General features: G+C 61.4%; 28 protein-coding genes. 12 read left to right on the forward strand and 16 right to left on the reverse strand.

Annotated elements, in window-relative coordinates; all coding sequences use genetic code 11:
* Window positions 1–10: 10 nt before the first annotated feature.
* The 10 genes from Q427_RS24365 to Q427_RS32775 form a co-directional block, all read right to left on the reverse strand.
* Window positions 11–883: an NnrS family protein gene (locus Q427_RS24365; protein ID WP_231613901.1), complete on the reverse strand. Its 873-nt coding sequence runs from the start codon at window positions 881–883 to the stop codon at window positions 11–13.
* Complete coding sequence (locus Q427_RS34790; RefSeq protein ID WP_231613902.1) at window positions 817–1224, reverse strand: NnrS family protein; 408 nt, start codon at window positions 1222–1224, stop codon at window positions 817–819. The genes Q427_RS24365 and Q427_RS34790 overlap by 67 nt, the downstream gene beginning before the upstream one ends.
* Window positions 1225–1458: 234 nt before the next feature.
* Window positions 1459–2985: a nitrite reductase gene (locus Q427_RS24370; RefSeq protein WP_043517903.1), complete on the reverse strand. Its 1527-nt coding sequence runs from the start codon at window positions 2983–2985 to the stop codon at window positions 1459–1461.
* Window positions 2982–3857, reverse strand: coding sequence for a uroporphyrinogen-III C-methyltransferase (gene cobA, locus Q427_RS24375; protein WP_043517904.1), 876 nt, complete (start codon window positions 3855–3857; stop codon window positions 2982–2984). The genes Q427_RS24370 and cobA overlap by 4 nt, the downstream gene beginning before the upstream one ends.
* Window positions 3858–3910: 53 nt before the next feature.
* Window positions 3911–5110 (reverse strand): heme d1 biosynthesis radical SAM protein NirJ, encoded by a 1200-nt coding sequence (gene nirJ / locus Q427_RS24380; RefSeq protein ID WP_043517905.1) that lies wholly within the window; start codon window positions 5108–5110, stop codon window positions 3911–3913.
* Window positions 5111–5144: 34 nt separating this feature from the next.
* Window positions 5145–5693: a siroheme decarboxylase subunit beta gene (ahbB, locus tag Q427_RS24385; protein WP_051496663.1), complete on the reverse strand. Its 549-nt coding sequence runs from the start codon at window positions 5691–5693 to the stop codon at window positions 5145–5147.
* Complete coding sequence (locus tag Q427_RS24390) at window positions 5668–6150, reverse strand: Lrp/AsnC family transcriptional regulator (protein WP_051496664.1); 483 nt, start codon at window positions 6148–6150, stop codon at window positions 5668–5670. The genes ahbB (Q427_RS24385) and Q427_RS24390 overlap by 26 nt, the downstream gene beginning before the upstream one ends.
* Window positions 6122–6664, reverse strand: a complete 543-nt coding sequence (ahbB, locus tag Q427_RS24395; RefSeq protein WP_155833682.1) for a siroheme decarboxylase subunit beta — start codon at window positions 6662–6664, stop codon at window positions 6122–6124. Before ahbB (Q427_RS24395) ends, Q427_RS24390 begins: the two co-directional genes overlap by 29 nt.
* Entirely contained in the window at window positions 6661–6879 is a 219-nt protein-coding gene (locus tag Q427_RS32770) for a hypothetical protein (RefSeq protein WP_231613903.1), read from the reverse strand. Before Q427_RS32770 ends, ahbB (Q427_RS24395) begins: the two co-directional genes overlap by 4 nt.
* Window positions 6876–7133, reverse strand: coding sequence for an Lrp/AsnC family transcriptional regulator (locus Q427_RS32775; protein ID WP_197030812.1), 258 nt, complete (start codon window positions 7131–7133; stop codon window positions 6876–6878). The genes Q427_RS32770 and Q427_RS32775 overlap by 4 nt, the downstream gene beginning before the upstream one ends.
* A 232-nt stretch (window positions 7134–7365) precedes the next feature.
* On the opposite strand from Q427_RS32775, the gene Q427_RS24405 reads away from it, so the two are divergent.
* The 3 genes from Q427_RS24405 (at window position 7366) to hmpA (ending at window position 10283) form a co-directional block, all read left to right on the forward strand.
* The gene (locus Q427_RS24405; protein ID WP_043517907.1) at window positions 7366–7719 is read left to right on the forward strand and encodes a c-type cytochrome; all 354 of its coding nucleotides are present in this window, start codon (window positions 7366–7368) and stop codon (window positions 7717–7719) included.
* A gap of 13 nt (window positions 7720–7732) precedes the next feature.
* On the forward strand, window positions 7733–8953 hold the full coding sequence (locus Q427_RS24410) for a cytochrome D1 domain-containing protein (RefSeq protein WP_043517908.1): 1221 nt from the start codon (window positions 7733–7735) through the stop codon (window positions 8951–8953).
* A 157-nt stretch (window positions 8954–9110) separates the two neighbouring features.
* Window positions 9111–10283, forward strand: coding sequence for an NO-inducible flavohemoprotein (gene hmpA, locus Q427_RS24415; protein ID WP_043517909.1), 1173 nt, complete (start codon window positions 9111–9113; stop codon window positions 10281–10283).
* A gap of 80 nt (window positions 10284–10363) precedes the next feature.
* Here the strand turns inward: hmpA and Q427_RS24420 are convergent, their stop codons facing one another.
* From Q427_RS24420 to Q427_RS37120, 6 genes are all read right to left on the reverse strand, one after another.
* Entirely contained in the window at window positions 10364–10807 is a 444-nt protein-coding gene (locus Q427_RS24420; protein WP_155833683.1) for a 2-hydroxyacyl-CoA dehydratase, read from the reverse strand.
* A 50-nt stretch (window positions 10808–10857) separates the two neighbouring features.
* Entirely contained in the window at window positions 10858–11562 is a 705-nt protein-coding gene (locus Q427_RS24425; protein WP_043517928.1) for a succinate dehydrogenase iron-sulfur subunit, read from the reverse strand.
* A 29-nt stretch (window positions 11563–11591) separates the two neighbouring features.
* A complete protein-coding gene (locus tag Q427_RS24430) occupies window positions 11592–11825 on the reverse strand; it encodes a hypothetical protein (RefSeq protein ID WP_051496666.1) in 234 nt (77 codons plus the stop codon).
* A 41-nt stretch (window positions 11826–11866) separates the two neighbouring features.
* A complete protein-coding gene (locus Q427_RS24435) occupies window positions 11867–12214 on the reverse strand; it encodes a hexameric tyrosine-coordinated heme protein (RefSeq protein ID WP_197030814.1) in 348 nt (115 codons plus the stop codon).
* Between the two features lie 215 nt (window positions 12215–12429).
* Entirely contained in the window at window positions 12430–13824 is a 1395-nt protein-coding gene (locus tag Q427_RS24440; protein ID WP_043517910.1) for an aminotransferase-like domain-containing protein, read from the reverse strand.
* Between the two features lie 17 nt (window positions 13825–13841).
* The gene (locus Q427_RS37120) at window positions 13842–14348 is read right to left on the reverse strand and encodes an RrF2 family transcriptional regulator (RefSeq protein ID WP_051496667.1); all 507 of its coding nucleotides are present in this window, start codon (window positions 14346–14348) and stop codon (window positions 13842–13844) included.
* A gap of 336 nt (window positions 14349–14684) precedes the next feature.
* On the opposite strand from Q427_RS37120, the gene Q427_RS24450 reads away from it, so the two are divergent.
* From Q427_RS24450 to Q427_RS30650, 9 genes are all read left to right on the forward strand, one after another.
* The gene (locus Q427_RS24450; RefSeq protein WP_043517912.1) at window positions 14685–15626 is read left to right on the forward strand and encodes a multicopper oxidase domain-containing protein; all 942 of its coding nucleotides are present in this window, start codon (window positions 14685–14687) and stop codon (window positions 15624–15626) included.
* Between the two features lie 63 nt (window positions 15627–15689).
* Window positions 15690–16382, forward strand: coding sequence for a c-type cytochrome (locus Q427_RS24455; protein WP_197030815.1), 693 nt, complete (start codon window positions 15690–15692; stop codon window positions 16380–16382).
* Between the two features lie 2 nt (window positions 16383–16384).
* Window positions 16385–16723, forward strand: coding sequence for a c-type cytochrome (locus Q427_RS24460; RefSeq protein ID WP_043517914.1), 339 nt, complete (start codon window positions 16385–16387; stop codon window positions 16721–16723).
* Between the two features lie 53 nt (window positions 16724–16776).
* The gene (locus Q427_RS32780) at window positions 16777–17247 is read left to right on the forward strand and encodes a multicopper oxidase domain-containing protein (protein ID WP_197030816.1); all 471 of its coding nucleotides are present in this window, start codon (window positions 16777–16779) and stop codon (window positions 17245–17247) included.
* Between the two features lie 28 nt (window positions 17248–17275).
* Window positions 17276–17794 (forward strand): multicopper oxidase domain-containing protein, encoded by a 519-nt coding sequence (locus Q427_RS32785; RefSeq protein ID WP_269321312.1) that lies wholly within the window; start codon window positions 17276–17278, stop codon window positions 17792–17794.
* Window positions 17795–18024: 230 nt separating this feature from the next.
* Complete coding sequence (locus Q427_RS32790) at window positions 18025–18363, forward strand: copper resistance CopC family protein (protein ID WP_051496669.1); 339 nt, start codon at window positions 18025–18027, stop codon at window positions 18361–18363.
* Between the two features lie 3 nt (window positions 18364–18366).
* Window positions 18367–18753, forward strand: coding sequence for a hypothetical protein (locus tag Q427_RS32795; protein WP_197030818.1), 387 nt, complete (start codon window positions 18367–18369; stop codon window positions 18751–18753).
* A gap of 40 nt (window positions 18754–18793) precedes the next feature.
* On the forward strand, window positions 18794–19258 hold the full coding sequence (locus tag Q427_RS32800; protein WP_197030819.1) for a CopD family protein: 465 nt from the start codon (window positions 18794–18796) through the stop codon (window positions 19256–19258).
* A 290-nt stretch (window positions 19259–19548) separates the two neighbouring features.
* On the forward strand, window positions 19549–20075 hold a 527-nt coding region (locus tag Q427_RS30650), incomplete at its 3' end, for a Crp/Fnr family transcriptional regulator (RefSeq protein WP_081786196.1).

Raw genomic sequence — 20075 nt, forward strand, 5'->3', positions numbered from 1 at the left:
CACTGCTCCCTTAGCCATCCTTTCCATCCACTCTGGTGCTCAAGAGTGGCAGGGTGTAATGGAACAGGAAAATCAGATAGGCGATACACCAGAACAGGATGCTGAGGTTATAGGTCCAGTGGGTGATCTGCGGGAACATCGCCAGCACCGGCGAGCGCAGCAGGGCGCCGACGAACATCAGGCCGAGGCCCACGCCGATGCCCGGCAGGGTGCGAATGGTGCGCCCGGTGTGACCCAGAGCGACCCGCGACATCATCGCCAGCATCATCGTGGCAATACCGCCGATGGCCAGGGCATGCAGGGCCAGTTCGACGCGAAAGGCCCCCATCAGCGCCAGCGCCCACATCAACAGCCCCACGGACACGAAGGCATAGCTGATGTGCAGGCCCCAGAGCAGCGGCTCATGCAGGGTGCGATACCCCTCCCACCGCGCCAGACGCACCAAATTGGACGCCGCGGCCACCAGCATGACCAGCGCCAGCAGCCCCGCCGGCACGGGCACGCCGAACAGCACCAGCAACTGCAACAGCACCACGCCGATTGCCGATCCCAGGGCGAGCGCCTCCAGCCAGGCGATGGGTGCCACCTTGGGACGGCCCAGCTTGAGCGAGGTGAAAAAGGGGATGACGCGACCACCGAGCAGAACCATCAGCATGGCGATCAGCAGCACGCCCAGGTAGCCGCCCTCACGAATCAGCGACAGCTTGCCCTGGGTGACACCAAGGTGCATGGCCAGGTTGGCAAGGGCCAGGAGCAGCAAGACCGGCACAAACATCAGGTTGCGCCACAGCTTGGCACGGATCACCAGTCGCCCCATCACCAGGGCTGCCAGCGGCAGGAAGGAAACGTCGAGCAGCACCAGCAGCCAGGCCGGCAGACCCATGGGGTAGCAAGCAGCACCCGTGCCGCCAGCCAGAGGACCACCAGCCCCAGCAGCGGGGCACCGCTCACGCTGCGCTGCCCGGTCCAGTTCTGCACCGCCGTCAGCAGGAACCCCACCACCACAGCGGCCCCAAAGCCGAAGATCATCTCGTGCTGATGCCACCACATGAGCCCGCCATGAGGCCGCAGCAGGATGTCACCATGCCAGAAGGCGAACCAGACGATCAGGGAGAGCACGCTGAACAGAGCGGCCAGCAGAAAGAAGGGGCGAAAGGCGAGGCGCGCCACGGGAAGACGCGCCAGGCCGGATGCTGCGTGCAGTGCAGAAGTGGCAGATTTCATGGTGGCATACCCGACTCAAACGCTTGGATAAGGCCATTGTGTGCGCATGGGCCGGGCAGCACCATGACTGGTATCAAGAATACTTCTTTCTTCTGGGAGCGCTGAGTGCTGTCGCGAGCGATGATAGGCTGGCCGCTGCCGGAGCACAGCATCCGGAGTTGACTGGCTGCTCAATGAGGAATGCGAGCACCGCCAGCGGCCAGGATATCGAGCGCAGCAAGCAGGCAGTGCTTCCTAGTGGCTGGTGCCTTCCTCGTACTGCGTCTTGTTCCAGACGTTGTACTTGCCGGAGGGCCGCTTCATCGGCATGCGCCCCAGCTCTTCCAGGGTGTTGCCGTCGAGCCACAGCAGGTAGCCGTCGTCGTCCCAGATACTCAGCAGCAGGGTTTCGCCGCGGCGGTCGAATTCCACGTGGGCAGCAGTCTTGCCCGGCTCGGGGATCAGCGTCTCGACGATCTCCAGGGTCTGCTTGTCGATCACATGGATCCGGTCGTGGTTGGGTCCGAAGAAGACGTCCACCCAGGCGTAGGGTGAGTTCTCGTGGCTGCGCATGAAGAAGCCGGGGCCATCGGTCTCGATATGGGTGATCAGCGACCAGTCGGTCATGTCGAATACCGATACCTGCCCCTTGTCGATGTGCGGAATCGCCATGACGCGGCGCCCGTCCAGCTCCCAGGTGATGCCCGCGCCCAGGTGCGGCATGCCTTCCAGCGGCAGGTCGGCGACCTTGACCTCCTCGTCCATGTCGAACACCTGCCCGCCCTTGCCGCCACGTGCGGCGCCCACCAGGTAGCGGTACTCCATGTCGAAGAAGAAGTCGTCGAGGTAGTCCGGCGCCTCCATGCGGTGCAGGGCGAAGTCGCCGACGATGGTCTCGTCGCCGTCGGCCCGCTCTTCGGGCCAGCGGATCTCCCACACCTCGGGAATGTCGCGCAGGGCGGCGACGAAGCTGTTTCTCGGCGGCGCGGTATAGACGGCACTGACCCGCGAGGTTTCGCCATTCAGCCCCTCAACCGGGATGGTGGCGATCAGGTCCAGGTCACGGGCATCCAGCAGCACCAGGGTGTGCGGCAGGTAATTGCCCGCCAGCACATAGCGCCCATCGGCGGAGACGGCGATATTGCGCATGTTGATGCCGGCACGCACCTCGGCGGTGACCTCGAGATTGTAGATATCGTACTTGGTCACCCAGCCATCCCGGGAACCGAAGTAGACATAGCGGCCGTCCGGGGTGTACTTGGGCCCGCCGTGCAGTGCGTAGCGGCTGGGGAAGCGAGCAATGCGCTCGAACTTGTCGCCGTCGAGCAGGCTGACGTGGTGATCGCCGATTTCCACCACGATAAACAGGTTCTTGAGATCCTCGACCTCGAACACCGGCTCGTCGGGCAGGGTGCCATGGGCGTGGCGGACGTCCTGGCTGGCCAGAATATCCTCCTCGGTCCAGCTCGGCTCCACCTCCGGCGCCTCGAAGATCCATTCGGCGAGGGCAGCGATCTCGGCCTCGTCCAGCAGTTCGCCGTAAGCAGGCATCTGGGTGGCAATGCGCCCATCGTGGATGACCTCGAAGGCCTCGTCCTGCTTGAGCCGCGAGAGGTTGTCCGGCAGCAGTGCCGGGCCGATGCCGCCCAACCGGCTTACGCCATGACAGATCGCGCAGTGGTGGTTGTAGAGCACGTGGGCATCCGGCTCGTCGGCCACGGCCGGAAGGACCGGCATGGTGAGGCCCAGCAGGGCGCCGAGCAGTAGCGAGGGTCGGGTCACAGCGCCACCCTCCCCATTTCCACCGGTGTATCGGCGCTACCGTTGTCCGTGTCGGTATCGCGTCGCGTCATCCGGGTCATGGCCGGTGCCAGGCTATCGGCCAGGCGCACCACCTCACCCACCACGATCAGGGTCGGCGGCTGGAAGTTTTCCCGCTCGATCACCTCGACCACGTCACCCAGGGTGGCCAGTACATGGCGCTGCTGAGGCGTGGTCCCACGCTCGACCAGGGCCACGGGATGCGAGGCCGGCAAGCCGTGGCGCTGCAGCTCACGGCTGATCAGCTCGGCATTGGCCAGCCCCATGTAGAAGACAGCGGTATGGTTGGGCACCGCCAGAGCCGCCCAGTTGAGATCCAGCGCACTGTCCGCCTTGCAGTGGCCGGTGACGAAGGTCACGCTCTGGGCAAAGTCCCGGTGTGTCAGCGGAAAGCCGGAGTAGGTGGAGCAGCCCGAGGCCGAGGTGATTCCCGGCACCACGCGAAACCCGACGCCATGCTCGATCAGGTATTCGGCTTCCTCACCACCACGGCCGAAGATGTAGGGGTCGCCGCCCTTGAGGCGCAGGACACGCTTACCCTCACCCGCCAGGCGTACCAGCAGTGCGTTGGTCTCGTCCTGGGTCAGGGCGTGGCAGCGCGAGGCCTTGCCCACATAGAAGCGGCGAGCCGTGGCCGGCGCCATGGCCAGCACTTCCTGGGATACCAGCCGGTCGAAGACCAGGCAGTCGGCCTGCTGAAGCAGCGACAGGGCGCGCAGGGTCAACAGGCCGGGGTCGCCGGGTCCGGCACCCACGATGGCGACCTCGCCGGGCGCCAATGGCGCCTCGTCGAGATCGAAGCTCAGGTTTCGCGAATGGCGATGTGTGATCATGGTCGGCCTCTCCCCGAAGCGTCTAACGGTCGTCTTTCTGATTCTGTGTAGGCCTACAGCTCGATGCTCTGAATGGCGTCGTAGGGTGCTGCTACCCGGCGCTGGCGGTTTTCTTCGACGCCGATTTCCTCATTGCTGAGGTAGCAGCCGGGATCCTCTTCCCAGGGGTCGCCGGTGACTTTCCAAGCCCGCACCCGGGTATTGCCGTTGCAGATCGGAAGAAAGCGGCATTCTCCGCAGCGCCCCTTGAGTGGACGCGGCCGCTGGCGGAAGCCCTGCATCAGCGGATCCGGTGAGTCGCGCCATATCTCGGAGAACGGCTTTTCCCGCACGTTGCCGAGGGTGTGATCCCACCAGAAGGTATCCGGGTGCACATTGCCGAGATTGTCGATGTTGGCGATGTTCTCACCGGAGGCGTTGCCTCCCCAGTTGGTCAGTCGCCGCTCCAGGGTCTCGGCCTGCTCCGGGAAGTGCTCACGGGCCCACATCAGCAGGAAAGGGCCATCGGCGTCGTTGTTGCCGGTGACGTACTCGCGCTCGACGCCGCGGGCCAGTTCCGCCCGGCAGTGGTCGAACAGCTGGGTCATGGCGTCCCGGGTCATCTGGTGCCAGGCATCATGCTTGCCGTGGCGGTGGCCACGGCCGCCGTAATTGAGGTGCGAGAGGTAGAACTTGTCGACGTCGTGCTCGTCGATCAGCGCCAGGATGTCACCGAGCTGTTCGTAATTCTGCTGGGTCAGGGTGAAGCGCAGCCCCACCTTGATGCCACGCTCCTTGCACAGCTTGACCGCGTGCATGGACTCACGAAACGCGCCCTTGCGCTGGCGGATCACGTCGTGGGTCTCCTCCAGGCCATCGATGCTGATGCCGACGTAGTCGTAGCCGATGTCGGCGATCTCGTCGATGTTGGTCTCATCGATCAGGGTGCCGTTGGTGGACAGCCCGGTATAGATGCCCAGCTCCCGCGCCCGCCGCGACAGTTCGAAGATATCGGGTCGCATCAGCGGCTCGCCCCCGGAAAGGATCAGCGCCGGCACCTGGAATCCCTGCAGGTCATCGAGCACCGCATGGGCCTCGGCGTTGGAGAGCTCGCCGGCGAAGTCGATGTCCGCCGAGGTGGTGTAGCAGTGCTTGCAGGTCAGGTTGCAGCGACGGATCAGGTTCCAGATCACCACCGGGCCAGGCGGCTTGCGCGCCGGCGGCACAGGAGTGGGCTCGACCAGGGACTTGATGTAGCGGGTGACTCTGAACATGGGAAACTCCTCTATCGGCGCGCCTTGGCTCTGCCTAGGCCTGCCTGTCGGACCGGCCGGCCAGTCGCAGGCCGGTCTTCTTGAGAATGCGTGAGCTGTAGAGAATGCGATGATCCCGGCAGGCGTCACCGAGCAGGGAGCGAAGTTCATCGGCCTGACGCTCCACATCGGCGTGGGTCTGGCCATGCAGCATGGCGAACAGGTTGTAGGGCCATTCCGGCAGGTGGCGCGGCCGACGGTAGCAGTGGCTGACCCCCGGCAATGCCGCCACGGCACGCCCCAGGCGGTCGATATGGGCGTCGTCCACGTCCCAGACGGTCATGCCGTTGGCCAGGTAGCCCAACCGGTAGTGATTGGGCACCGCGGCAATGCGGCGGATGATCCCGGACACCTGCATCTGCTCCATCCGCCGGCGCACCTCTTCCCCGTCGATGCCCAGCGGCTTGCCCACGGCGCTCCAGGGATCGGGTACCAGAGGCAGGCCGGCCTGGGTGGCGAGAATGATGGCGCGGTCGACGGCGTCCAGGCTACCCGGCACAGGAGTGGCGACGTTCGCTTCAGACGGGCAGGTGGAGACGGACATGGAATTCCTCCTGCTTGGGCATGTTGAAGACCGGCAGGCCGGTGGCCGCCTCGATCGCCTCGATCGCCTCGGCGATGCCTTCCGGCGTCTCGGTGGCCAGCACGAACCACATGTTGAGACGGTGCTCGCGGCGGTAGTTATGGGCCACCTCGGGGAAGGCGTTGACCGCCTCAGTAACTCGCTCGAAGTCGGCTTCCGGCACTTCCAGCGCCGCCAGGGTGAGCCCACCGCCCAGCCGCTCAGCGTGGTACATGGGGCCGAAGCGGCTGAGCACGCCGCTGTCGCGAAGTCGCTCGAGCCGATAGAGCAGTTCACCCTCGCTCAGGTCGATTTCCGCCGCCACGGCGGCAAAGGGCGACTCGACCAGCGGCAGGCCATCCTGCAGGCGGTTGATGATGCGCCGGTCGGCGGCGTCCAGCTCCGCCGGCTCAGGCCGACTGAGTCGTTCTGCGATCATGGCTGTCGTCCTCTCGGGTATAGCGGCCCCCGCGCTGCTTGTAGGCCTTGAGGCTGAACAGCACGCGGTGGGGAATGGCCTGCAGCGCCTGGCGCTCGACGATCTCGTCCAGCGCGGCCAGAACCCGGTCGCGACGAGTGCCATGAATCATGCAGAACAGGTTGTAGGGCCAGTCGGGCAACCGCCGCGGGCGGCGGTAGCAAAGCGTCACGGCGGGCTCGGCCGCCAGGCGTCTGCCCAGCTCACCAACCGCCTCGTCGGGCACGTTCCAGACCACCATGGCATTGGCGCAGATACCCAGGGCATGATGCTTGACCACCAGGCCCATGCGCTTGATCAGCCCCTCTTCCTGCCAGCGCTGCACGCAGGCCATGACCTCGCTCTCGCTCATCCCGCACCGCTCGGCAAGGGTGTGCCAGGGCCGGGCGGTCAGCGGCAGCCCGCTCTCCAGCAGCGCACGCAGGCGGTGCTCGGCATGGGTCTCGGATAGGGTACTGGACAGGGATAGACTCATGGCGCCTCCAACTCGGCCCAGGGTATGGGGAAGCTCAGGTCGATATGGAAGCCCTCGAGCATCGGCAAGCGCAGTAGTGGCTGGCCGAGCTCGGCCTCCAGCGCATCGAGCCGCACTTCCAGTTGCCCCTCGTCGGCGGCGGTCATCACGAACCAGAGGTTGTAGCGATGCTCACGCGCGTAGTTGTGGTTGACCCCGGCAGAGCGATTGATCACCTCGGCCACCTCGTCACGCAGCGCTTCCGGCACCGCCACCGCCGCCAGCAGCTGGCGCCGGCCCGGGCGTGATCGAAGACCGGGCCGACCCGGCTCAACACCTTCTCGTCCTGCAGGGCCTGCAGCCGCGCGACCACCTCGGCTTCGCTCACCCCAAGCTGCTCTGCCATGGCGGCATAGGGCCGCTCACAGATCGGCAGGCCGCGCTGGTAGGTGTCGATGAGGCGACGGTCGAGAAGGTCAAGTGCAGCCATGGGCAGGTACCGAGCCGGTCGATGGAAAGCATGATGTTAAGACGCATCTTACATGCCTCATCACGTCTTTAAGCGGTCATCGGCGCTGCGGTTGACACAGGTCAAAAGAGGAATTTTTACTCGCCCGACCTTGATATCCGTCAAAGCAGTGAAACCGCAACGGGGGGACACTTCGCTGACGGCCCACGTCCACTCGCGGCCTTTCCTCTTCCGTCGTCTTGCGAGGTTTTCCATGCACCAGCCGGCTCTCTTCATGCTCATCGGCATATTGCTCTCGGCCACCGCCATGGCGGAGAGCCGCGAGGGTGACCTCGATCCCCAGCGCCAGGCCGAGCTCGAGACCCTGCTCTACCAGGACTGCGGTTCCTGTCACGGCATGACACTGCGCGGCGGACTGGGCCCGGCGCTGCCGCGGGATCGCATGGAGGGGTTCACCGTCGATGCGCTCGCCCACATCATCCTGCACGGCATTCCCGGCAGCGCCATGCCGGGCTGGAAGGCCTTGATCAGCGAGGAAGACGCCCGCTGGATCGCCGACCACCTGCGACACGACAACCCCCTCGAAACACTGAATTCGCCAGACTGACCAGGAGTCGTCCATGCCTCTCTTCACCCCGATCAAGACGCTGCTCGCCGCCGGCGCCGCTGCCCTGCTGCTGACCAGCCCGGCAGTTGCCGAGCCTGACGCCACGGCACATGTCGAGCTGCGCGGCACCGGCGACCTTGGTGTGGTCATCGAGCGCGCCACCGGCAGCGTGGCCCTGGTCAACACCACCCACAAGACCGTGCTCAAGAACATCGAGGGCTTCGGCGATCTTTCCCACGCCTCGGTGAAATTCACCCGCGACGCCCGTCACGCCTTCGTCTTCGGCCGTGACGGCGGCCTGACCCGGCTGGACCTGCTGACCGGCGAGATCGACGGGCGCATCATTCAGGGCGGCAACAGCATCGGCGGCGCCATCTCACAGGACGGCCGTTACGTGGCGGTGGGCAACTACGAACCGGGCGGCGTAAAGGTCTTCGACGTCGAGACCATGGAGCTGGTGATCGACGTGCCGGCCACCTATGAGAAGCCCGACGGCACCACCGACCAGGCCAAGGTGGTGGGCGTGGTGGACGTGCCCGGCAACATCTTCGTCTTCAGTCTTTTCGAGGCCGGCGAGATCTGGACCCTGGACATGTCCACCGAGCCGCCGGCGCTGACGAAGTACCCTGATGTCGGCAGCATGCCCTACGACGCCCTGATCACACCCAACGGCCGCTACTACATTGCCGGCCTGTTCGGCGAGGACGGCATGGCCCTGCTCGACCTGTGGCACCCGGAGAATGGTGTACAGCGCATCCTGCCCGACTACGGCCGCGGCGAGGAGCGCCTGCCGGTCTACAAGATGCCGCACCTGGAGGGCTGGGCCATGGCCGGCGACCAGGCCTTCTTCCCCGCCGTGGGCCGCAACGAGGTGCTGGTGGCCAATACCCGCGACTGGTCGCTGACCGAGCGCATCGAGGTGCACGGCCAGCCCATTTTCGTCATGAGCCGCCCCGACGAGCAGCAGGTATGGGTCACCTTCGCCCATCCCCTCAACGACAAGGTGCAGGTGATCGACACCCGCACCCTGGAGGTGATAGAGACTCTGTCGCCCGGCGAGTCGATCCTGCACAAGGAATTCACGCCTCGTGGCGAACATATCTGGATCTCGGCCCGGGACAGCAACCAGATCACCGTCTACGACACCCGTACCTTCGAGGTCCTGGCGACCCTGCCGGCCGAGTCGCCCAGCGGCATCTTCTTTACCCACCGGGCCCATCGCATCGGGCTGTAGGCCCAGAAGTCCAAGGTCACACCGAGAAAGCGAAAAGCCGGGGATTCCCCCGGCTTTTCCGATCCTGGCTGCGACATTGGGTCTCACGTCATCGCCTTCTTAAAGAAGTATTCTACATACTTCTTTATAAAGTCATCCCTGACGAAGGAGACGCCCCATGCTCACCCACGAGCAGGAACAGCTGATCGAGGCCACCGCCCCGGTCGTGGCGGAACACCTCGATGCCATCACCCAGCGCTTCTACCCGCTGATGTTCACCCGCTACCCCGAGGTGAAGCCGCTATTCAACGACGCCCACCAGGCCGACGGAGGCCAGCCCAGGGCGCTGGCCGGCGCCGTGCTGGCCTATGTGCAACTTCGCCAAGACCGCGAGAAGGTGCGCGAGACCTTGGCTACGGTGGTCAGCAAGCACGTTTCCCTGGACATTCGCCCCGAGCACTACCCCATTGTCGGCGAGTGCCTGATGGCCGCCATCGGTGAGGTGCTGGGCGACGCCGTGACACCGGAGATCGCCGACGCCTGGAGCACGCTTTATGAAGAGCTCGCCGGACTGCTGATCGAGCTGGAGGATCACCGCTACCTGGAGTTCGAGCGGCGCCCCGGCGGCTGGCGCGGTCCCCGCGAGTTTCGCATCGCCAACATTCATCAGGAAAGCACGGTGATTCGCTCCTTCGTGCTGGCGCCCGTCGACGGCGGTCCGGTTGCCGAGCATGCCCCCGGGCAGTACATCGGCGTCAGGCTCACCATCGACGGCGAGCCGCTCTATCGCCACTACAGCCTGTCGGATGTACCCAACGGCAAGCACTATCGCATCTCGGTCAAGCGTGAACCCCAGGGCCGAGCCAGCTGCCACCTGCACGACGCCATGGCGGTGGGCGATACCCTGGAACTACTGCCCCCCGCCGGCGACCTGACCCTGCAGGACGGTGACGGGCCGTTGCTGCTGGCCTCGGGTGGTGTCGGCCAGACGCCGATGCTGCCTCTGGCTCGCCAGGCGCTCGCCCAGGGGCGCCAAGTGGTCTACCTGCACGCCGCCCTGGATGCTCAGCACCACGCCTTCCGGGACGAGATCACGGCCCTGGCCGAAGCGCATCCGGAACAGCTGCAGACGGTGATGGTTCATGAGCGAGGCGACCAGGCCGACCATATCGGCCGGATTGACCGTGAGCTGTTGCGGCGCCATCTCCCGGAAGGCCAGCCACGCTGCTTCTTCGTCGGCCCCCAGGGCTTCATGACTGCGGTGGACCGTGCACTGGCGGAACTCGGCGTCGACGAGAGCCGCCGCCATTTCGAGCACTTTGGCCCCTCGCGCCCCCTCGACGCGGCCTGAGCACTAGCGGCACCGTTGACACGACGACAGCGCCCCGGCCTGGCCGGGGCGCTTTTATTCACGGGACCGCCCCCAAGAACTCAGTACATGTCGAGACGCGCGATATCGCGGGTCTGAAGGCGCGCCTCCGCGTCCTGCTGCTCGGCGAGCCTCTCGAAAAGCTCTGTCTCTTCGGGAATGGAGGACAGTTCGGCCCGCAGACGATACATGTCCTTGAGGGTCTGATGGGCCGTCATTACGTTCGCCAGGATGTCATGAATATCTTGACAGCCAAGGCACTCGGGAATCCGTTCCAGCACCCGGGGATGAACAAACTCCTGGCTGTCGATCAGCCAAGTGGTCAAGAGCCCCTCATCGGCGTCCTCCAGATAAGCCGCCATACCCTCCTGCATCCGCCGCTCACGGTCGGCCAGAAACACCAACGCCATTTTCATGCGCTCATCCTGCTGCAGTTCAGCGAGTCGAGTATATTGCTCGCTAAGCTTTTGATGGAACTCATGAATCCATGCCAGCAGATCCTTCACCTGTTGAAATGCCATCGTGTAGCTCCTTCTTATTCGAATGCGGGCTCTGGTCAGCTGCCCCTCGCCAGGAGCATCACCTTGATATGACCGATGGCACGCATCGGGTTGAGCCCCTTGGGGCATACCCAGGTGCAGTTGGCAATCTGTCGGCAACGAAACACGCTGAAGGGGTCGTCGAGGTCGGCCAGCCGCTCGTCGGTGGCGGTATCGCGGCTATCGATGAGGAAGCGATAAGCCTGCAGCAGCCCGGCCGGGCCAATGTACTTGTCGGGATTCCACCACCAGGAGGGGCAGGCCGAGCTGCAGCAGGCACACAGGATGCATTCGTAGAGGCCGTCGAGCTTCTCGCGATCCTCCGGGCTCTGCCGCCGCTCGCTGGTAGAAGGCGGCTTGTCGTTGATCAGCCAGGGGCGAATCTTCTCGAACTGGCGAAAGAAAAGGCTGTAATCCACAGCCAGGTCTCGAATCACCGGCATCCCGGGTAGCGGCCTGATCGTCAAGGTATCCGTCCCGCTCAGCGCCTCAGCGACCGGCGTCACACAGGCCAGGCCATTCTTGCCGTTGATGTTCATGCCATCGGAGCCGCACACCCCTTCACGACAGGAGCGCCGGTAGACCAGAGTGGTATCCTGCTGTTTCAAGTGCTCGAGGACATCCAGCACCATTGCTTTTCGGAAGCGCTCCTCGACCTCCAACGTTTCCATCCGTGGAAGATCGTCCTGCTCGGGGTGGTAGCGGTAGAGCTGTACCTTGATCATCAAGGTCTCCTGTTATGGCGCCTCCCTCAATAGGCCAGGTGCAGGCGCTGACGGGCATTGAGACGTATCACATACCCGATCTTGATAAGCGTTGGACCAGCGATGACAAGCAGATGGGCCACCACCTGAATGAAAAGTGACAGGTAGTTATCGAGTATGTACCCCCCCAAAATTCCCATTAATAGCAGTAGTAAACCAGCTACCATCAGGGCATTACCCAGCGAATGCGTTTGATTAGCATCCTGAAAATAAACGAACATGCCACCTCCTCCTAGTGTGTTTCTAAACCTGGCCAGAAGCGCTACTCGCGCCAGTAGTCATTGGCTGCAGCAACTGTGCGGAAATGCGTGGCAATCACCTGCGATGCCGCGATCAGACTGTCGGGGTCATCGTCATACTCGGAGCGCTGTGCCATGCGAACCTCGGCATCAGGCTGGGTGGCGACAACGCCTCTTTGGGAAAGCGTGACGGCCATGGCAAAGCCTTCTTGGGGCGTCTCTGTAATGAGGCTGGGCAGCCATGAGTCGGCCTCCTCCTGCTCACCGTTACTGTCCGCAGATGCGACGATCGCACCCATCAGGAGACACACGACCAAGATGGCAAAGCTAGTGCCCCAGGCTAGAGAAATTCTGCGTTGAGAAAATTGCATATTTGGCTCCTAAAGCTGGATATCGTGCGAACCTCATTGAAGAGCTTCGTATCACACCATAAAGAAGCATCTATTTTACTTCTTTAAAGTTAGGCACTTTTACTGTTTCGTCAAGGGAGATTGGGGGATATGCCACCTCTAGCCGGTCGGTCAGACGGAACCACGCTAAGCCGCCTCGATCACCCCAGAGGCGTGGGTGATCGGCGCAGCGGGCATCAGAATGACATCCTTTTCACCTGTGTCCCGAGTGCTGTGATCCGCGCGTCCATTGCATGTCCCCGCACCTCGGTAGCCGGTATGCGCATAAAGTCGCAGAGCGTGCGGCTCGTCGTGAACCGGCAACCAGGTACCCAGTCAATACCGTTACCTGGTGAGCGCTCCCACAGTGAACACGCATCAGAGCTGGGTGGAAGTTCGATCCACATGGAAGATCCTCCCGCAGGAGGGTACAGGCGGGTAGCCGGGGGGAAATATGCACTCACAGCTTGCGCCAAGACCTCTGTGCGCAACTCCAATGCCCTTCGCAGTGCCCGGAGGTGCCGTTCGAATCCGCTACCCTGGAGGTAATCTGCCACAGCGCACTGGATAAGCGGAGGAGGCGATACGCTGGAAGCCGCCTTCAGCTCCAACACCCGAGCAAGGTATTTACCCGGCGCCAGCCAACCCAGCCGCAAGCCGGCTCCCAGGGTGTAGGTAAACGACGAGCAGACTTGTGTATTATCTTGTACGGCAAAGGCCGCTGCAGGGCTGGGGCGTTCGCCATAGGCCAGATCCCCAAGAATGTCGTTTTCTATCAGTGGAACGCCATGGCGCGCGAGGATACGCATGAGATCACGCTTGCTGGCATCGGACATCACATAGCTCAGTGGATCCGAGCAGTTCGTTGCGAACAGACAGGCACGGATATCCCGGGTGGTAAGCATTTCATCCAATCGGCCGAGATGAATGCCGTGTTCTCTCGTCGCGTCCACTTCCATGGGCACAAGCCCAAGACTTCGAAGCACGCTGAGTGTGGCTGCACTGCAGGGGGATTCCACTGCAATCGCATCACCCCGCTCCGATACAGCTCGCAGGGCAAGAGTTATCGCCTCAAGTCCACCTGAAGTGACTACGATGTCCTCGGGGTGACAGTCAAGGCCCAGACTGGTGGCTCGGCGTGCAATCTGGCTTCGAAGATCGTGGTCCCCGGCCGGACCAGTCTCATAGTTGATCATTGATGGGTGGCGCCGCACCATCGCGCCGATGAGCCGACTGAGCCGGTGCTCCGGCAGAAGGCCCGATGCCGGCCGGGGAGGCAGCCAAAGCTCTGAAGCTGTGTCGTAAGGGCGTGAATCGGCTGAAAGCATTACTGCGCCGGCTTCACCTTGCATGGCCGTGCCATGCTCACCGTAAGTGACAAAGAACCCGGATCCGGGCCGCGCAAAAATGAGGTCGCGCTCCTCGAGCCATCGATAGGCTTGAATTGCCGTCGCCAGGCTTACGTGATTCTGACGGCTAACTTGCCTGAGCGATGGAAGTCGGTCTCCCGATCGCAGCATACCTGATCGGATCAGATCGGCCGTCCGCTTGGCGATGCCTTCATAGATGAGGGGAGAACGATCCTCACGCATGTTGGGACTCTCCTCTTTCACGCTACGTTTCCCAATATCCCCAGCTCCGCGGGCAGGGCGTCGACTGTCAACGGGGCGACATTGGACTCAGTTGGGACTGCGCAAGAGCTCATGACCAACACTGGGGCTCGCCACCAGATCTTCGATGCTGTACTTGTCCAGGATGCTGAGGAACCCATGTATCGCCTCGCGCAGGATCGAGCGCAGCACGCATTTGGTAGAAGGGGGCAGGACGACTGTACAGGCCCCAGGCACTCCACCACGTGAAAGTCCGGCTCGCACTCGCGGATGACCTCGCCCAGATTGATCAGTGAAGGATGGCGGGAGAGGCGAATTCCCCCGCCCTTGCCACGGGACGTATGCACGAACCCCTTAGCTGCCAGATGGCTGACAACTTTCATCAGATAGCTCCTGGAGATGTCGTAGGCGCTCGATATCTCGGAAATGGTGACCTGATCCTCGTTGCGAAAGCCCAGGTACATGAGTACCCGGAGAGCATTGTCAGTGAACTGGGTAAGCTGCATGCATTTCTCCGATTGCGCCCTTCAGACAAAAGATTCCTTCAGAAAGAATCTTACAAGAAAAATAATAAGATGCAATGGGGATGTGCCCAGCACCTGATGGCTTGCGCATCCGTCAGCCGGAAATATCTGAAAATCGGGGTTTTGGCACCTAGACACCTGGCATGCAAACCAGGCGGAGAGCTGGCGCGCCTCTAACTGTTACGGTGAAAACAGTGTGCAACTGTGCTTGATGTTTAAGCGACGTCTGCCAAAGATGCTCTTCATCAGAATCTTTCTGGATGACTCTTCCAGGTCACAGATTCTCTGTCGCTGACGTCAACCAAAATGGGGATCATCATGTTGAGACGCACACTACCCGCTGCACTGCTCGCGGTGGCCGGATTCACCGCTTACCCCCTGCACGCCGAGACCGTGGACATCGAGATGACGGCCAAGGAAGTCGATATTGCTGTGGACAACGCCGGCAGCACCCAGCGCATGTGGACCTACGATGGCACCATTCCTGGTCCGCTGGTCCGGGTCCGGCAGGGGGACACCGTCAATTTCACCCTGCACAACCATCCGGATAGCGGCAACAGTCATTCCATGGATTTCCATGCCGCACGTGTCGACGTGCTCGATGAGTTCAGCGATGTCCGTCCGGGGGAAAGCAAGCAGTTTTCCTTCACGGCCGATTACCCTGGCGTGTTCCTCTATCATTGCGGCAGCGATTCGATGTCGGAACACATCGCACGCGGGATGTACGGGGTGATTATCGTGGATCCAGAGGAGGGCTACACGGACGCCTATCCGGAACCGGATCGTGAGTATGTGCTGGTTCAAGGTGACCTATTTGAGCAGGGAGCATCGCCGGAAGATATCACCATGGGCCAACGCTGGCAGGCCGCCCTGATCAATGGCAAGTCCTTTCACTACGACCCGGTACATGATCCCAATGCGGCGCTAACACTTGAGGCGGAGCCCGGAGAGCGGGTCCGCATGTACTTCGTGAACGCCATGATCAACGAGTCCGCCGCACTCCATCCGATTGCCGGAATCTGGGATCGTGTCTGGGATAACGGCAATCCTTTGAATCTACGCCACGGCTTGCAGACAGTCGAAGTGGCACCTTCGCACGGCATGGTGATGGATATCGTGCCGCCTGCAGACCGACCGACCAACAATGCGATTGTTGATCATCGCATGCGCCATGCCATGAAAGGCGCGATCACGGTGCTGATGAACCATTCCGACGCCGACCCGGAGCTGGGACGCGGCGACAACCTGATTCCGCGCTGATCCATTTCCATGCGACTGATAGGGGGTGATCTTATGCCGATTACCAGATGGTTGCCTTTCTGTGTGCTGGCTGCCCTCGCAGCCCAAGCGGGGGCCGATGACACGCCCCGCTACTTCGAGAGCGGGGCCGGCACCGACGTGGCAACTTTCGTCACAGAGAATTGCGTGGCCTGTCATGCAGCCGAGCCGTTGGGTCGTGAACCTGGTCCTTCGGCCGATAACTGGGCGCAGAACGGACCGCCGCTCTACTACGCAGGCGACAAGTATCGGCAGGAGTGGCTCCGCGATTGGCTTCAGGCACCCGAACGAATCCGGCCTGCCGGCCACTACCCGCCGGCTCACATCCAGACAACTCCGGACGGTGACGTAATCGATGAAGCGAGTCTAGTCACCCATCCAGCTCTCGACGCCGAACTTGCCGAGGAGGTCGCCGGGTTCCTGATGACCCTGACTCCATACGCGGAACGGCTCGCAGAGGAAGACTATGAGCCGGGCTCGGTGTCCTTGCGAATGGGGCAGATGGACTTCAGGCGCTTCAAAGGTTGTGTCGCATGCCATGAGGACGTGCAAGGCGAAGGCGGAAAATCTGGGCCTGAGCTACATAGCGCCTGGGATCGCCTCCAGCCGGAATTCATCGTGTCCTTTGTGAGATCTCCGGTGCATTGGAATCCGGACACCATGATGCCGGTGCTCGAGATGAACGATGCCGCCATCCACAAGCTGGTGGACTATCTCAAGACCATTGCCGAGGAGTAATTATGCGAATCCTTGTAATGATTGTGCTGCTGACGACCGTTGCGGGCTCCGCAGTAGCCGAGGAAGGCCGCCTACTCTATGAACGCTATTGTTCTCAATGTCACGGAGTAGAGGGGACAGGAAAGGGTATCAATGCGCCGCACATGTCAGTGTTCCCCAGGGATCACACCGACCGTCGCGAGATGATGGGGCGCACGGACGAGGAATTGTTTCGTGTCGTAAGGGATGGCGGTGCATCGATCAGCCAGTCGGTATTGATGCCAGCATGGAATCACAACCTTGACGACGATCAGATCCACGACCTGGTTCGCTACATGCGCGAGTTGTGTTGCGAGGAATAGTGATAGCGAGCCCATGTCCGTATGCACCTGATTTTAAAAACGGAGATAATGCAATGTTGATGGCTATGCGTTTGACCCTGCTGATTGCGCTGCTGACCGCCATGCCCACTGCAATGGCTGAGGTGCGTCAGTTTGAGATGACTATCGAAGAAGTCGAAATCGACGTGGCGCCGAACTTTAAGGCGCAGGTATGGGGTTTCAATGGCCAAGTACCCGGGCCCTTGATCAGGGTGCAGGAAGGTGACGAAGTAGAGGTAACAGTACACAACTTCACGGGACTTAACCACACCGTACATTGGCATGGCATTTTCCAGACAGGGACCTGGCAATCTGACGGGGTTCCGCATGTGACCCAGCATGGCATCGAACCGGGGGAGAGCTTTACGTATCGATTCGTGGCCGATAAGGCGGGTAGCCTCTGGTATCACTGCCATGTGAATGTCAACGAACACGTCGGCATCCGGGGCATGTGGGGCCCCTTATCGTGGAGCCTAAGGAGCCGTCGGCACTGGAGCAGGAGGTGACGCATGACGCGATTCTCATGTTCTCCGGATGGTCATCCAAGTATGCCGACAGGTTTGGAGATGGGCCGGGCCCCGGAGACGTGTTGAATTATTACTCCATCAACGGCAAGTCATTTCCCATGACCCAGCCATCCGGGTGCAGGAAGGAGACGTGCTCCGCATGAGGCTTTTTGCGGCGACCATTCCCGTGGCTTTCCATCTACATGGACATGACATGCTCGTCACCCATAAGGACGGCACACCGTTGCCGGAGCCTTATGAAGCCGATGTAGTGGGTATGCAGCCAGGTGAGCGCTATGATGTGATTGTTCACATGGACAACCCAGGCCTTTGGATGACCCATGACCACATCGACCATCACACGACAAACGACGGTCGAGAGCACGGCGGCTCCATGCTGGTGGTCGAGTATGAAGAGATCGAAAAACCTGAATGGTATGAGTGGAAGGAAATCGAGCATCAACCGGACTTCTACATGATTGAATCCATGCGCAAGCCCTTCGGTTTGCACGACATACCGGTACATCGCGGCAGGGATCTCATGTGAGCCCGCGGCTTTTTCCCTAGCTTGAAAACTTCAATATGCACCACGCCGGCTGCCTAGAGCACCAGAGGTCGGCCAAACCCGATGAAGAGAAAAGCAGCGATGATAATGCATCACCAATAGGATTGGCACCAATAGAGCGCAACCAGGTTCGTGCCAATAGGGCGAAGCCGCTTTCAAAGGCATTCTCGAAGGAGCAGGTAATGATAGCAATATCCAGTAGGCAAGTTCTTATGGTGGCACTGGTACTCGCACTTAGCCTGCTAAGCCAAACGCTCTGGGCCCACGCTCATATTACCGATACGCATCCACCCGATGGTGCGCTGCTGGAACAAGCGCCTGACACGCTGGTTCTCCAGTTCGATTCGCCGATTCGTATCACGCAGTTCGATGTCAGCGGCCCCCAGGGTGCCGTCGAGCTGAGCGAGGACCCGACCGGCCCGTTGGCGGAGGAGCATACCGCCATGCCCGCCGCCGCCCTGAAGGCAGGTGACTATCAGGTCGTCTGGCGCGGTATCGCCGAGGATGGCCATACCATGTCGGGCGATTACCGCTTCACGATTCAAGAGTAAATCATGAACGACCTTGCCTTGGCCGGCCTGGATCCCTGGTCTATCGGCCGGGTCCTGTCCCTGGCTGGGTTCTATGGGTGTGCACTGCTGGCGATGGGCGGCGTGTTGTTTCGCTTCGCCTTCCCCTCCCTGCCTTCGCAGGAAGCGACCATGCTCCAGCGCAGTATCCTGTTCGCCACCTGGACCGCTATCGGCATGCTGCTACTGCTCTGGCTGCTCCAAGCCGCTTATCTGGGCGGAGGCAACTGGGCAGCGGCCCGTAACCCGGTGCTGCTGGGCATCGTGGTGAAGGTGCACAGGGTGATCGTTTGCGGCTGGCGTTGGTCGGGCTGCTTCTGCTGCAAGCCAACCTGTTGGAAGGCCAGTTCCAGCGGCTTCGCCACGGACTGAGCTTAGCGGGCATCGGGCTGGTGCTCCTGGCTTTTGCCAGGTGGGCCATACCCGCGGCGCGCCTTGGCAGAGTGCGTTGTTGATGCTGCACCTGAGCCTAGCTGCCTTCTGGGCCGCGGCGCTGATGCCACTATATCGGCTGGCCAGAAGCGGCTCGTCTACCGAGTCAGCACGGCTGCTGATGCGCTTCGGCTCACTCGCCCTGTTATTGGTGCCTATTCTGCTCATCGCCGGTAGCAGCCTTGCCATCTGGCTGCTGGGGGGGCGGCCCAGCGCGCTACGGGACACACCTTACGGTCAACTGCTCTCGGTAAAGCTGGCTCTGGTGGCACTGCTGTTGGTACTGGGTGCCATCAACCGTTGCTGGCTGATCCCCGCCATGGCACGAGAAGAGCCGAAGGCAGCCAGTCGGCTGAGCCACAGCATCGCTCTCGAAGCCGGGCTGATGGTAATGATCGTGCTGGTCGCAGCCCTGCTTCTGACTGCTTCCTCTCCGTCAATGTAGCCATGAGCGGCTGTTGCCGCCTCAACCAGGATTCAGGCAAAGCAGTGTGATCCGGGAGGTGAAGCAGACAAAGAAGGACAGTCAATAGCCTTGGTGGCGGGGACGATGGGCTGCCGAATCCATCTTTCCTTCAAGTTTAGGAGAAGTGGTACTGCGACCGCGCCTTAAACAGTCGCCACCATGATATTAGAGCATCCATCAGCGCCAGGCATCTCACTCGGAGGGGCCTATTTCTTGCTCTGGTGTTTAGCCGGGACGCACGATTTCTGCTAGAATATATAGGTTAGAAAATGCCTGCCATACAAAACAGCGACAACTCCCCCATTCAGATTACCAAGCTTTCTCAGCTGCGCCATTTTGTGCGCTGCGTGCCTTGGCTTAGTCCGCTCACTGACGAGGACATCAATCATTTATTAATTAATTCTGAAGTTAGTATATTCGATAATGGCGCCTGGCTATATCGACAGAACTTTCCATCGAAGACATTTTTCCTTATTATCGACGGTGTTGTCAGGCTTGAGCGTAACACTCAGGATGGCCAAACTGCGACAATACGCTTCGCTGGGCGTGGCGAGGTACTTGGTGAGCTTAGCTTGGTTTCGATGGGTGGTTTATATCGATGCTCGGCCGAAACGCTTCGCCGGACTCATGTTCTCTCCATCTCTACAGAGGCTGGCCGTGTTATCTTGAATCGACAGCCAGCCTGTCGAGCTGAATTCCTCAACTATTTGACCACTGAACTCACTAATCGCCTCGAAGATATTGTGCTTCGTACCCAGACGACCCCCATGGCACGCCTCATTAGCTATATCTTTCG

The sequence above is a fragment of the Halomonas sp. BC04 genome (genome assembly GCF_000568385.1).

Excerpts from the sequence above, each read along its gene's own strand:
- Q427_RS32790 (WP_051496669.1), top strand. The coding sequence starts at position 18,025 with ATGGTGGCACTGGTACTCGCACTTAGCCTGCTAAGCCAAACGCTCTGG.
- Q427_RS24440 (WP_043517910.1), bottom strand. The coding sequence starts at position 13,824 with ATGCGTGAGGATCGTTCTCCCCTCATCTATGAAGGCATCGCCAAGCGG.
- Q427_RS24405 (WP_043517907.1), top strand. The coding sequence starts at position 7,366 with ATGCACCAGCCGGCTCTCTTCATGCTCATCGGCATATTGCTCTCGGCC.
- ahbB (WP_051496663.1), bottom strand. The coding sequence starts at position 5,693 with ATGTCCGTCTCCACCTGCCCGTCTGAAGCGAACGTCGCCACTCCTGTG.
- Q427_RS34790 (WP_231613902.1), bottom strand. The coding sequence starts at position 1,224 with ATGAAATCTGCCACTTCTGCACTGCACGCAGCATCCGGCCTGGCGCGT.
- Q427_RS32795 (WP_197030818.1), top strand. The coding sequence starts at position 18,367 with ATGAACGACCTTGCCTTGGCCGGCCTGGATCCCTGGTCTATCGGCCGG.
- hmpA (WP_043517909.1), top strand. The coding sequence starts at position 9,111 with ATGCTCACCCACGAGCAGGAACAGCTGATCGAGGCCACCGCCCCGGTC.
- Q427_RS24450 (WP_043517912.1), top strand. The coding sequence starts at position 14,685 with ATGTTGAGACGCACACTACCCGCTGCACTGCTCGCGGTGGCCGGATTC.
- Q427_RS37120 (WP_051496667.1), bottom strand. The coding sequence starts at position 14,348 with ATGCAGCTTACCCAGTTCACTGACAATGCTCTCCGGGTACTCATGTAC.
- Q427_RS24410 (WP_043517908.1), top strand. The coding sequence starts at position 7,733 with ATGCCTCTCTTCACCCCGATCAAGACGCTGCTCGCCGCCGGCGCCGCT.
- Q427_RS32780 (WP_197030816.1), top strand. The coding sequence starts at position 16,777 with ATGTTGATGGCTATGCGTTTGACCCTGCTGATTGCGCTGCTGACCGCC.
- Q427_RS24365 (WP_231613901.1), bottom strand. The coding sequence starts at position 883 with ATGGGTCTGCCGGCCTGGCTGCTGGTGCTGCTCGACGTTTCCTTCCTG.
- Q427_RS24460 (WP_043517914.1), top strand. The coding sequence starts at position 16,385 with ATGCGAATCCTTGTAATGATTGTGCTGCTGACGACCGTTGCGGGCTCC.
- ahbB (WP_155833682.1), bottom strand. The coding sequence starts at position 6,664 with ATGAGTCTATCCCTGTCCAGTACCCTATCCGAGACCCATGCCGAGCAC.
- Q427_RS24390 (WP_051496664.1), bottom strand. The coding sequence starts at position 6,150 with ATGATCGCAGAACGACTCAGTCGGCCTGAGCCGGCGGAGCTGGACGCC.
- nirJ (WP_043517905.1), bottom strand. The coding sequence starts at position 5,110 with ATGTTCAGAGTCACCCGCTACATCAAGTCCCTGGTCGAGCCCACTCCT.
- Q427_RS24430 (WP_051496666.1), bottom strand. The coding sequence starts at position 11,825 with ATGTTCGTTTATTTTCAGGATGCTAATCAAACGCATTCGCTGGGTAAT.
- Q427_RS32775 (WP_197030812.1), bottom strand. The coding sequence starts at position 7,133 with ATGGCTGCACTTGACCTTCTCGACCGTCGCCTCATCGACACCTACCAG.
- Q427_RS24435 (WP_197030814.1), bottom strand. The coding sequence starts at position 12,214 with ATGCAATTTTCTCAACGCAGAATTTCTCTAGCCTGGGGCACTAGCTTT.
- Q427_RS32785 (WP_269321312.1), top strand. The coding sequence starts at position 17,276 with ATGGTCATCCAAGTATGCCGACAGGTTTGGAGATGGGCCGGGCCCCGG.
- cobA (WP_043517904.1), bottom strand. The coding sequence starts at position 3,857 with ATGATCACACATCGCCATTCGCGAAACCTGAGCTTCGATCTCGACGAG.